Source organism: Pararhizobium capsulatum DSM 1112 (assembly GCF_030814475.1).
Taxonomy (GTDB): Bacteria; Pseudomonadota; Alphaproteobacteria; order Rhizobiales; family Rhizobiaceae; genus Pararhizobium; species Pararhizobium capsulatum.
Window position 1 is genome coordinate 388,428 of the sequence record NZ_JAUSVF010000001.1, and the last position, 11,559, is coordinate 399,986.

Below are 11,559 nucleotides of genomic sequence, written 5' to 3' on the forward strand. Positions count from 1 at the left end.
AGAGAATGATTATTCTGCCACAAACGTGCCATTCAAGGCGATTTCCGAAAGCGGGCGGCGCGGGCTCGGCGTTTCGCGTGCCTGAAGATAATCCGGCAGCTGGGCCTTGTCGCCAAGACGGCCGATCGCGACCGCGGCTTCGATACGATATCCATCGGGAATGCCGAGAACTTCGGCGGCCTTGTCGAAATGAATGCCGGTCATGCCATGGGCCTGGAAACCGGAGATTGATGCCTGGGCGGCAATGGCACCCCAGGCGGCGCCCGTATCGAAGCTATGGCTATAGGAAGGCTTTGCCTCGGTAGAACCCGGCGCGACGAACTCGGTCTTCGAGACGATCAGGATCAAGGCGGAGGCACTTGCGGCCCAGCCCTGGTTGAAGTCGTTCAGCAGCGGAAACAACGTGTTCCACTGTTCAGTGCCACGCAGTGCGTAGACGAAGCGCCAAGGCTGCGAGTTGAAGGCCGAAGGCGCCCAGCGCCCAGCTTCCAGAATGGTCAGAAGTTCCTGCTCGGAAATGACGTCGCCATTATAGGCGCGTGGCGACCAACGGTTCAGGAACACTGGTGAGATCGGGTAATCGGCCTGGCGATGATTGCTCGCGGTCATGACGAAATTCCTGTTTGGGCATGCGGGTGTCGGCCCAGGCCATGCGATATTGTTCATTTTTGAAAGGGCAGCGTTTTCACCGTCGCGTTTTGCCCTATCTCATCTTCGGCTGGAGCTCGGCGGAAATGTTGGGAGCCTTTCCCGCCGGTACTCTCGATACATTCCCTCCGTCGACCTCTTCGGTATCGGGAGAGATAAGCTGCGTCAGCAATGGATATAATGATCTCGCGCCCAGCCGAAAGCCTCGATTTCGAGGATGGACTGTTTCCAAATGGTGACCAATTGTGAAAATCAGATCGCATTTTTCTCCGATACGAATTTCATGGCGGGAGATTGTGCAAGCTGAAAAAAAAGTTGTATAAGTTCTGTAGATTTTGAACAGAGGATCGCTTCCCCATGTCCGTTTCCTTGAAAGACCCGTCGCTTTTCCGCCAGGCCGCGCTGATCGGCGAAAACTGGATCGAGGCTGATCCCGACAATTCCATCCAGGTCAACAATCCGGCGACGGGCGAGATTATCGGCCGCGTGCCGAAACTCGGTGCCGCCGAGACCAAGATTGCAATTGAGGCAGCCCGGATCGCCCAAAAGGGCTGGGCTGCAAAGACAGCCAAGGAACGCGCGAGCGTCCTGCGCAAATGGTACGAGCTGATGATCGAGAACAAGGATGATCTCGGCCGTATCCTGACACTCGAGCAGGGCAAGCCACTTGCCGAAGCAACTGGCGAAATCGCCTATGGCGCGAGTTTCATCGAGTGGTTCGCGGAAGAGGGGCGCCGCGTCTATGGCGATCTTATTCCCGGCCATCAGCCTGACAAGCGCATCATGGTGATGAAGCAGCCGATCGGTGTCGTTGCCGCGATCACGCCGTGGAATTTCCCCAATGCCATGATCACCCGCAAGGCCGGGCCGGCCTTTGCTGCCGGCTGCGCCATGGTACTGAAGCCGGCTTCCCAAACCCCGTTCTCGGCAATCGCGATTGCGGTGCTGGCCGAACGCGCCGGCCTTCCCCAGGGCCTTTTCAGCGTCATCACAGGTTCTGCTACGGCGATTGGTGCCGAAATGACGGCAAGCCCGGTCGTACGCAAGCTGACCTTCACGGGGTCAACGGAAATCGGCGCCGAACTCTACAAGCAGAGTGCGCCGACCATCAAGAAGCTTGGCCTGGAACTTGGCGGCAACGCGCCTTTCATCGTTTTTGATGATGCCGATCTCGACGCAGCTGTGGAAGGTGCCCTGATCGCCAAATTCCGCAACAACGGCCAGACCTGCGTCTGTGCCAACCGCATCTATGTTCAGGATGGCGTCTATGACGCTTTCGCCGAAAAGCTGGCAAAGGCTGTTGGCAAGCTGAAGACCGGAAACGGCTTCGACGAGGGCGTAGTCCTCGGCCCGCTGATCGACCGGCCTGCTCTCGAAAAGGTCGAGGAACATGTCGCAGATGCCGTGAAAAAGGGTGCGCGCGTCCTGCGAGGCGGCAAGCCGCATGCGCTTGGCGGTACCTTTTACGAGGCAACAATCCTCGCGGATGTCACGCCGGATATGGCTGTCGCCCGTGAGGAAACCTTCGGGCCGCTCGCGCCCCTCTTCCGCTTCAAGGATGAGAATGACGTCATCAAGCAGGCGAACGACACCGAGTTCGGTCTTGCGTCCTACTTCTACGCCAAGGATCTCGCGCGCGTCTTCCGCGTCGCCGAAGCGCTGGAATACGGCATGGTCGGCGTCAATACCGGCCTCATCTCGACAGCCGAAGCGCCTTTCGGCGGCGTCAAGCTCTCTGGCCTTGGCCGCGAAGGTTCGCGCTATGGCATCGAGGAATTCACCGAGATCAAATATGTCTGCCTCGGCGGCATTGCCTGAGACACATCATTTGCTATGACAAGGGCCGGCCGGAGCACTTCGGCCGGCTTTTTCAATGAGACCGTTTCAGCGCCGGCGTTGCGGCTCTGTCGAGGAGATGCGATGCCCGCCCCCGTCAATCCCTTCAAGGCCGCGATCCGCGAGGACCGTTTCCAGCTCGGGCTCTGGGTGGCCCTGGCAAGCCCCTATGCCGCCGAAGTCGTGTCGGCCAGCGGGTATGACTGGCTGCTGATCGACGGCGAACATGGGCCGAACGATATTCCGCTGTTGAGCGCGCAGGTGCAGGCGGTCATGCGATCCGGCTCCCATCCGATGGTTCGCCTGCCTTGCGGCGAAGCGTGGATGATCAAGCAGATCCTGGATGCCGGCGCGCAAACCCTGCTTATTCCGATGGTCGAGAGCGTTGAACAGGCCAAGGCTCTCGTGAAAGCGGTGCGTTATCCCCCGCATGGCATTCGCGGGGTGGGCGCCGCGCTTGGCCGCGCTTCCGAATTCAGCCGGATCGGCGACTACCTCCAGACGGCAAACGAGCAGGTTTGCCTGCTGCTGCAGATCGAAAGCAGAGCGGGGCTCGAGGCCCTGGACGATATTGCCTCACTTGAAGGCGTGGATGGCCTGTTCATCGGCCCTTCGGATCTCGCGGCCGATATGGGTTATCTCGGCCAGCCGGGTCATCCGGCCGTGACCGCCGCGATCACTGATGCCTTCCAGCGCATCGCGAAGGCCGGGAAGGCAAGCGGTATTATGACGCTCGATCTCGGGCAGGCACATATCTATCGTTCGCTGGGCGCAAGTTTCATGGCGATCGGGACGGATGTCACGTTGCTGGTCGCGGCCACCGAGAAACTGCGATCTGATTTCATTTCCAGTGAATCCGGCTCTGCGAAACCCGTGTCCGGCTACTGACGCCGGAACTGGGATTTAGATTATGGACTGCAACAAGGTCTCGCGCGCCGATCGCAGATGGCGGCGGCAGGCTGTCTCGACCCTTGACGGATCGCGCGAGCGCAGGGCTGCGATATAGTCGAGATGCTCCTCCATCGCCCGGGCATTGCGTTGCCGTGCGTTGGTCTTGTTCCACTGGTAATGATAGTGGAAGACGATGGCGATGATGTCGTAGAAATCAACGATGAAGCGGTTGGCCGAGGACTTGTGCACCAGAAGGTGAAACCGCTCGTCGAGTTCGGAAAATTCCATGTAGCGATCGTCGATATCGGCAAGTATCTCGTGATGGACGGCCTCGATCCGGCTGAGGTCGATCCAGGCCGGGTGTTCCATCGGCAATGCTGCAAAACTTGCAGCGGAGCGTAGCTCGAACATTTCGCGCACTTCCGTCAGTTCCAGTGCAAACTGGCGGGTGAAACCCTTCAGGACCCAGTGGCTGTTCGGCCGTTTCTCGATTAGCCCGAAACGACTGAAACGGATCAGGAATTCCCGCACGCTCGTCGTGCCGATGCCTATGTCCCGGGCGATTTCCAGTTCGTTTATCTGCATTCCAGGCTCCGCACCACCGGCAAGAATCCGGCGCATGAAGCTTCGTTCGATAATGGCCGATAGAGAATCGGTTTCATCTTCCGGATAATAATCCTCCGCCTTCGGCTGGCGCAGAACCGTCTTTTCACGCTTGTTCCAGGCGATCAGGCCGAGCTCCTCCAGCCGGGTCAGTATGGATCGCACGGTCGTACGGCTGACGCCAAGGAGGTTGCCGAGTTCCGGTTCGGAAGGTAGGCCGGCCGTATCCGCCAATAGCGCAAGACAACGGTTGAAGGCATCCTTGAAGACTGTGTTCTGCTTGGCCATGAAACGCCGCTCGGTTCAAGGAAGGGAGGTGAACGGTACGCTGTAGCGCACGCGGCCTTAAATCGGAATCCCGTCAAGGTCCGTTGTCTGGACCGGGCTGCACCGAAATATCTTTGAGCGGGGTTCATGTGCCCTGAGCATTGGTTGCTTCCTCCGTTTTTCATACCCCGATTTGTGACGATGGGGCTTTGCCGAACATAATACCCATTGACGAGAAACTGTCTATTGTCGATAAAAGACAAAAATAGGCGAACGCGGCCTAAGAGAATTCGGAGGAGACACACGGGTGGCAGCACCTTCCTTTATCGTTCTTTCCCCTGAGGACAACGTCGCCGTGGCGTCAACTGCGCTTGAGGCAGGCGAGCCCTTGGTTGACGGTGTTGTGGCCTCTGGAAGAATCGATGGCGGCCATAAGGTGGCCATCCGTTCCATTCGGACGGGCGAACCGGTGATCAAATATGGTCAGGCTATCGGCCGTGCGACGGCAGATATCGGTGCCGGCGATCACGTACACTCGCACAATCTGGCTTTTGATCAGGATCGGCTTTCCGCCAGCGCTCCCGTGCCTGCGGAGGCGGCGAGTGAAGCGGAGAAGGCCCGAACCTTTCTCGGCTACCGGCGTGCTGACGGTCGGGCGGCGACGCGCAACTACATCGGCATTATCGCCAGCGTGAACTGTTCCACCACCGTCTGTCGGGCCATTGCGGAGGCCGCCAACCAGAAGATTCTGCCGCGCTACGAGGGTATCGATGGCTTCGTGCCGATCGTGCACGACCAGGGTTGCGGCATGAGTTCCACGGGCGATGGCATGAAGAACCTGCACCGTACGCTCGCCGGCTATACCCGCCACGTCAATTTCGGCGGCGTTCTGATGGTCGGGCTCGGTTGCGAGGTCAATCAGCTCACCCTGTATGGGCAGGCGGGCAGCGGTGAGGGCAAGCGTCATTTCAATATTCAGGATGCGGGCGGATCGCGCCGCGCCGTGGAGAAAGCGCTGGGCGTGCTTGAGGAAATTGCCGCCGAAATCGGATCGGTGAAGCGGATTCCGATCCCCGTCAGCGAGATCGTCATTGGCCTGCAATGTGGCGGCTCGGACGGCCTGTCGGGTATCACGGCCAATCCGGCGCTAGGGGTGGCTGTCGATATCTTGGCTGGCGCCGGCGGCACCGCAATTCTCTCGGAGACCTCGGAAATCTATGGCGCCGAACATCTGCTGCGCAGTCGGGCCGTCAATGAAGCGGTGGCGCAGAAGCTCGATGGCCTGATCACCTGGTGGGAAGGCTATGCCGAGATGCACGGTGCATCGCTCGACAACAATCCTTCGCCGGGCAACAAGCGCGGAGGGCTGACGACGATCCTGGAGAAATCCCTGGGCGCCGTCGCCAAGGGGGGACGTTCGCCGCTGACGGCGGTCTACAATTACGCCGAACGGGTTAGCGAACGTGGCTTGGTCTTCATGGACACGCCCGGCTACGATCCTGTTTCCGCGACGGGTCAGGTCGCAGGCGGTGCCAATGTCATCGCTTTCACGACCGGCCGCGGCAGCTGTTTCGGTTCACGACCCGTGCCGTCGATCAAGCTGACGAGCAACACGACGCTCTATCGTGCAATGGAGGAGGACATGGACATCGACTGCGGTACCATCGCGACGGGCGATGCCACGATCGCTGACATGGGCCGTGCCATCTACGACCTGATCATCGAAACCGCTTCAGGCGCCAGGACCAAAAGCGAACTCTTCGGTTATGGCGACAACGAGTTCGTGCCGTGGCACCTCGGCGCAACGTTGTAGGGTCTGGGAATGGCGGGGAGGAAATATGAAAACGAGACAGATCGGCAAGACCGGGCTCCATGTTACCGAATACAGCTTCGGCACGGCGGCACTGGGCGGGCTTTACCGGACCTGCCCCCGCGAAAGCGCCATGGAGACGCTTCAGGCTGCCTGGGATGCCGGCCTCCGCTATTTCGATACCGCGCCCTACTACGGACTGGGTCTGGCCGAGCGACGGACGGGAGACTTTCTGCGCGACAAGCCGCGCGACAGCTTCGTGCTCTCAACCAAGGTCGGCCGGCTCTTGCACCCGGTGCCCGACAATGCAGTGCCGGATTATTCGTATGTCGATCCGCTCTCCTTCGACGTGACCTATGACTACAGCTACGACGCGATCATGCGTTCTGTCGAGTTCAGCTATGCGCGGCTTGGTCTCAACCGCATCGATATTCTCTATGTGCACGATATCGGCGCCTATACCCACGGTGCCGCCCGCAACGCCGTCCTCCTTGGCCAGCTTCTCGATTCGGGGCTGAAGGCTCTGGACGAATTGAAATCGAGTGGGGTCATCTCGGCCTACGGGCTGGGTGTAAATGAAGTTCCTGTTTGCCTCGATGTCATGCGCCAAGCCGATATCGACTGCATCTTGCTCGCTGGCCGCTATACCTTGCTGGATCGATCCGCAGTGGCCGAACTCCTGCCGCTTTGCGAGGAAAAAAAGACCTCTGTTGTCGTGGGCGGCGTTTTCAATTCCGGAATCCTTGCGACGGGACCGGTTGCCGGCTCACATTTCGATTACATGCCGGCCGCGGCAGATGTCCTGGAGAAAGTTGCGGCTATGGAAGCGGTCGCACAGTTGCAAGGGTTGCCTCTTGCGGCCCCTGCAATCCAGTTTGCCCTGGATCATCCCGCTGTGGCCTCGGTTCTGCTTGGAACCGCAAAACCTTCAAGCCTCGTCCGCAACATGGAACTAACGAAGGCCAAGATCAGCTCGGATGATCTTGCGACTTATAGTAATTACACCCTCGTCGCGCCCGCATTGGGTGAGAATGCTGTTCGCGTATGACCGACGAGACAAGGAAGGATGAACTGAATGCTGAAGGGAATTCACCCCTTGCTCGGGCCGGAATTGCTGCACGCGATCCGCACCATGGGGCATGGTGACGAAATCGTCATTGCGGATGCAAATTTTCCGGCAAGCACCATGGGCCCAAAGGTCGTGCGCGCCGATGGTGTGGATGCGCTGTCCATAACCGAGGCGGTGCTTGCTCATATGCCGCTGGATACCTTTGTCGACGAGACGGCCTGGCGCATGGAAGTGGTCGGCGACCCGACGGCGGAGCCGGAAGTCTGTGTGGCGTTCCAGAAACTCGTCCACAAACTGGCGGGCGATTTCAAGGTCGTCCCGATCGAGCGTTTTGCCTTCTATGAGCGTTCCCGCAAGGCGGCCTATATCGTCGCCACGACCGAGTTCAGGCTCTACGGCAACATCATTTTGAAGAAGGGTGTCGTGCTTCCCGAGGAGCTCTACAAACCCTGAGAGGGAGAGTTATTGGATTAAAAATTCCGATGCTCAGAAAAATAGAACAAATCTACCATTTTTCTGTTGCTTTTCGGATCAGCTGATATAGCCTCGCTTGCGGGGCGATCGGAGAGAGGAGAACTTCGATCGACGGCACAAGCGATGTCCTGGAGGTTAGGGCATTGCGGCCACTCTGATGTTCTATCGATAAAATCGGATCATGTGCGCCTGGTGGCCCGATCGAAGGACAGCTGACTTGAGGGCGCTTTGGAGGAGAACAACACATGACGATCATGAAGCATATCCTGTCGCGCCGCGCCTTCACGAGCTTGGCCGGCGCAGCCGTCCTTGCAACGATGATGCCCGCTGCATCCTTTGCGCAGGACGTTACCATTCCGATCATCGTCAAGGACACGACGTCCTTCTACTGGCAGATCGTTCTGGCTGGCGCCCGCGCGGCCGGCAAGGATCTCGGCGTCAACGTTCCGGAGCTGGGCGCCCAGTCGGAATCCGACGTCAACGGCCAGATCAGCATTCTGGAAAACGCCGTCGCTGGCAAGCCGGCTGCCGTTGTCATCTCGCCGACCGAAGCCAAGGCGCTCGGCCAGCCGATCGATGAAGCTGCCAAGTCCGTTCCGGTGATCGGCATCGACTCCGGCGCTGATTCCAAGGCCTTCAGCTCGTTCCTTACCACCGACAACGTCCAGGGCGGCCGTATTGCCGCTGATGGCTTGGCGGCTGCGATCAAGGAAGCGACCGGCAAGGAAGAGGGCGAAGTTGCTCTCATCACCAGCCTGCCGGGTGCCGGTTCGCTTGAGCAGCGCCGCGAAGGCTTCCTCGATCAGATCAAGACCAAGTATCCGGGCCTCAAGCTCATCGCCGACAAGTACGCCGACGGTCAGGCTACTACCGGTCTCAACATGATGACCGACCTGATCACCGCCAACCCGAACCTTGTCGGCGTCTTCGCGTCGAACCTGATCATGGCTCAGGGCGTTGGCCAGGCGATCTCGGAAAACAAGCTTGGCGACAAGATCAAGGTCATCGGCTTCGACAGCGATGAAAAGACGGTGTCTTTCCTAAAGGACGGCGCGCTCGCTGGCCTCGTCGTGCAGGATCCCTATCGCATGGGTTATGACGGCGTGAAGACCGCCCTTGCCGTTTCCAAGGGCCAAAAGGTCGAGGCCAATGTCGATACGGGCGCAAACCTCGTCACCAAGGCGAATATGAGCGAGCCGAAGATCGACGCGCTCCTCAACCCGAAGATCTGAAAATGATCGCCGCGCCGGTTTGATCCGGCGCGGCTTTCTTTGTTGACGGCCTGCTTAGGCGGGCTCGCGAAACAGCGGAGGAGACCGCGGTTTCGTCATAGGGAGGCAGCGTTCATGACGAGCTTGGAACAGGTTGCGCATCGGCACGACGACAGTCCGGTATTGGCCGAGGCAAATCGCGTTCCGCCGGGTTCGCCGATCCTCGAACTCAAGGGGCTTCAGAAGAATTACGGTTACGTGCAGGCGCTGAAGCCGGCGACGGTCACCTTCCTGGCCGGCGAGATCCACGCCATCGTCGGCGAAAACGGCGCCGGAAAATCAACCCTCATCAAGCTCCTGACCGGCGTCATCACCCGCACGGCCGGCGAAATCCTCTGGTGCGGCAACTCCGTCGCGCTGGCGACTCCGAACGAGGCGATCGCGCGCGGCATCAATGCCGTACATCAGGAAGTGGTGCTTTGCCCTCATTTGAGCGTCGCCGCCAATCTTTTTCTCGGTGACGAGATCAACCGCAACGGTCTGATGCGCAAGCGGCAGATGGAGAAGATGGCCCAGGCCGTTCTTGACGATCTCGGTTTCCATTTGCCGGCCGCGGCGGTTTTGAGTTCACTCACCATCGGCCAGCAGCAGCTGGTCGCCACCGCCCGCGCCGCCATGCGCGGCACGCAATTCCTGATCTTCGACGAGCCGACCGCCTATCTCACCCGTCAGGAATCCGCGCAGCTGTTCAAGCTCATCCGCCGCCTTCAGGGCGAGGGCGTGACCATCGTCTATATCAGCCATCGTATGGAAGAGGTCTTCGAACTGGCCGACCGCGTGTCCGTCCTGCGCGACGGCACCCATGTCGGCACGCGCCTTGTGGGCGAGACCAATGAAAACGAGTTGATCGCCCTGATGATCAATCGCTCCATCGAGCAAATCTACCACAAGGAAGAAATTCCGCTTGGCGAGACCATCCTCGAGGCGCGGGGTTTAAGCGGTCCCGGCTTCGAGAATGTGTCGTTGTCCGTTCGCGCCGGCGAGATCGTCGGGCTCTACGGGCTGATCGGCGCCGGCCGCAGCGAATTTGCGCTCGGCCTCTATGGCCGCCATTCGACGACATCAGGCGAAATCCACTGGATGGGCAAGAAGGTCGATATCAGGGACGAGCGCGCGGCCATGGACCTCGGCATTGCCCTCGCGCCGGAAAGCCGCCGCGATCAGGGCCTTTGCCTCAATCTGCCCATCGGCCTCAATATCAATTTGCCAGTGTTCAAGCGCCTCAGTCGAGGCCCCGTCATCAGCCGCAAGGACGAGGCAGCCAATGCCGACAAGCAGATCCGCGATCTCAGCATCAAGACGCCCAGCAGGCGGGTGCTGGTCTCCAGCATGTCGGGCGGAAACCAGCAAAAGGTCGTCATCGGCAAATGGCTGAGCCACGGCGCGCGACTTTTCATCTTCGATGAGCCGACGGTCGGCGTGGATGTCGGCACCAAGGCGGAAATCTATCGGCTGTTCGCCACGCTGCTGAAGGGGGGTGCGGGCATCATCCTGATCTCCTCCTACCTGCCGGAAGTCTACGAACTTGCCGATCGTCTGCATGTCTTCCGCCGCGGCCAGCTGGTCGGCAGCCATGATTTCCACGCCGCATCCCATGAAGACGTGCTCGCTGAAGCGATCGGCGTCTAAGCAATAAGAATGAAGAGGGAGAACATCTAAATGGCTATCACTCCATCCGATACGGTCGCGGTCGCGCCCCGGCGCGGGATGAACGTCCTCTTCAGCCTGACGCTGATCGGCCTTCTTCTCTTCCTGTGGATTGCGCTCGGGCTTGGAACGGCAAGCTTCTGGACACCGCTCAACATCTCGAACCTGCTGCGCCAGGGGGCGATGACCGCGATCCTCGCCGTCGGTCAGACCTTCGTCATCATCACCGCCGGCATCGACCTTTCCGTGGGCGCAATCGTCGGTTTCTCCAGCGTCATCCTCGCCTGGCTGCTGCAGGCCGGCGTGCCCCTCTGGCCGGCGATCGCGTTGACACTGCTCATGGGTGTGGCGATCGGCGTGTTCCATGGTTTCGGTATCGTCCGCATGGGCCTGCCGCCCTTCATCATCACGCTCGCCACACTGACCTCTCTGCGTGGCATCGGTCTGCTGCTCACCAATGGCTCGACGATCTCGATCACCAACGAGGCCTTCACCAATTTTTCCCGCGCCGATTTCCTCGGTATTCCCAGCCTGTTCTGGATGGTCATCTTGGTGGCGGTGCCGGCCTACATCTTCCTGCATCTCAGCCGCTGGGGTCGCTATCTCTTTGCCGTCGGCTCCAACCGCGAGGCCGCGCGCCTCTCGGGCGTCAATGTCAACCGCACCATCTACATGGCCTATATCCTGTCGGCGACCTGTGCCGCGTTCGTCGGCGTACTGCTGGCGTCCCGCATCGGAATCGGTAATGCAACGCAGGCTGAAGGCTGGGAGCTGCAGGCGATTGCCTCCACCGTGATCGGCGGTACCAGCCTCTTCGGCGCGGTCGGCTCGATCCACGGACCACTGATCGGCGCCTTCATCCTTGCGACGATCAACAACGGCGCCAATCTCCTGAACGTCAACTCGTTCTGGCAGCGCATCATCACCGGTCTGCTGATCATCATCATCGTCTACTTCGACCAGCTACGCCGCCGCGGCTCACGCTGAAACCAGAATCTGGTCTGTCTGCGCTTCGGACAGGCCCATGCCGCAGGCGGCTGAAA

10 protein-coding genes are annotated in these 11,559 nt (G+C 59.8%); 8 read left to right on the top strand and 2 right to left on the bottom strand.

Annotation, left to right across the window (positions count from 1 at the left end):
- Positions 1-9: 9 nt before the first annotated feature.
- Positions 10-609, bottom strand: coding sequence for a nitroreductase family protein (locus QO002_RS01775; protein WP_307226098.1), 600 nt, complete (start codon positions 607-609; stop codon positions 10-12).
- A gap of 396 nt (positions 610-1,005) precedes the next feature.
- Between QO002_RS01775 and gabD the strand changes: the two genes are divergently transcribed.
- Positions 1,006-2,466 carry an NADP-dependent succinate-semialdehyde dehydrogenase gene (gene gabD, locus QO002_RS01780; RefSeq protein WP_307226100.1) on the top strand — a complete coding sequence of 487 codons (1,461 nt, stop codon included), beginning with the start codon at positions 1,006-1,008 and terminating at the stop codon, positions 2,464-2,466.
- Positions 2,467-2,568: 102 nt separating this feature from the next.
- A complete protein-coding gene (locus tag QO002_RS01785; RefSeq protein ID WP_307226102.1) occupies positions 2,569-3,372 on the top strand; it encodes an aldolase/citrate lyase family protein in 804 nt (267 codons plus the stop codon).
- A 15-nt stretch (positions 3,373-3,387) separates the two neighbouring features.
- Here QO002_RS01785 and QO002_RS01790 read toward each other — a convergent pair whose 3' ends face one another.
- Complete coding sequence (locus QO002_RS01790; RefSeq protein WP_307226104.1) at positions 3,388-4,266, bottom strand: GntR family transcriptional regulator; 879 nt, start codon at positions 4,264-4,266, stop codon at positions 3,388-3,390.
- A gap of 286 nt (positions 4,267-4,552) precedes the next feature.
- On the opposite strand from QO002_RS01790, the gene QO002_RS01795 reads away from it, so the two are divergent.
- From QO002_RS01795 to QO002_RS01820, 6 genes are all read left to right on the top strand, one after another.
- Complete coding sequence (locus tag QO002_RS01795; protein ID WP_307226106.1) at positions 4,553-6,058, top strand: UxaA family hydrolase; 1,506 nt, start codon at positions 4,553-4,555, stop codon at positions 6,056-6,058.
- Between the two features lie 25 nt (positions 6,059-6,083).
- Positions 6,084-7,103 (top strand): aldo/keto reductase, encoded by a 1,020-nt coding sequence (locus QO002_RS01800; RefSeq protein ID WP_307226108.1) that lies wholly within the window; start codon positions 6,084-6,086, stop codon positions 7,101-7,103.
- Between the two features lie 27 nt (positions 7,104-7,130).
- Positions 7,131-7,577 (top strand): RbsD/FucU family protein, encoded by a 447-nt coding sequence (locus tag QO002_RS01805; protein ID WP_307226110.1) that lies wholly within the window; start codon positions 7,131-7,133, stop codon positions 7,575-7,577.
- A 266-nt stretch (positions 7,578-7,843) separates the two neighbouring features.
- Complete coding sequence (locus tag QO002_RS01810) at positions 7,844-8,830, top strand: ABC transporter substrate-binding protein (RefSeq protein ID WP_307226112.1); 987 nt, start codon at positions 7,844-7,846, stop codon at positions 8,828-8,830.
- 114 nt (positions 8,831-8,944) lie between these two features.
- Positions 8,945-10,498 (top strand): sugar ABC transporter ATP-binding protein, encoded by a 1,554-nt coding sequence (locus tag QO002_RS01815; RefSeq protein WP_307226114.1) that lies wholly within the window; start codon positions 8,945-8,947, stop codon positions 10,496-10,498.
- Positions 10,499-10,528: 30 nt separating this feature from the next.
- A complete protein-coding gene (locus QO002_RS01820; RefSeq protein ID WP_307226116.1) occupies positions 10,529-11,503 on the top strand; it encodes an ABC transporter permease in 975 nt (324 codons plus the stop codon).
- Positions 11,504-11,559 lie beyond the last annotated feature (56 nt).

Excerpts from the sequence above, each read along its gene's own strand:
- QO002_RS01785 (WP_307226102.1), top strand. The coding sequence starts at position 2,569 with ATGCCCGCCCCCGTCAATCCCTTCAAGGCCGCGATCCGCGAGGACCGT.
- QO002_RS01775 (WP_307226098.1), bottom strand. The coding sequence starts at position 609 with ATGACCGCGAGCAATCATCGCCAGGCCGATTACCCGATCTCACCAGTG.
- QO002_RS01820 (WP_307226116.1), top strand. The coding sequence starts at position 10,529 with ATGGCTATCACTCCATCCGATACGGTCGCGGTCGCGCCCCGGCGCGGG.
- QO002_RS01790 (WP_307226104.1), bottom strand. The coding sequence starts at position 4,266 with ATGGCCAAGCAGAACACAGTCTTCAAGGATGCCTTCAACCGTTGTCTT.
- gabD (WP_307226100.1), top strand. The coding sequence starts at position 1,006 with ATGTCCGTTTCCTTGAAAGACCCGTCGCTTTTCCGCCAGGCCGCGCTG.
- QO002_RS01815 (WP_307226114.1), top strand. The coding sequence starts at position 8,945 with ATGACGAGCTTGGAACAGGTTGCGCATCGGCACGACGACAGTCCGGTA.
- QO002_RS01800 (WP_307226108.1), top strand. The coding sequence starts at position 6,084 with ATGAAAACGAGACAGATCGGCAAGACCGGGCTCCATGTTACCGAATAC.
- QO002_RS01810 (WP_307226112.1), top strand. The coding sequence starts at position 7,844 with ATGACGATCATGAAGCATATCCTGTCGCGCCGCGCCTTCACGAGCTTG.
- QO002_RS01805 (WP_307226110.1), top strand. The coding sequence starts at position 7,131 with ATGCTGAAGGGAATTCACCCCTTGCTCGGGCCGGAATTGCTGCACGCG.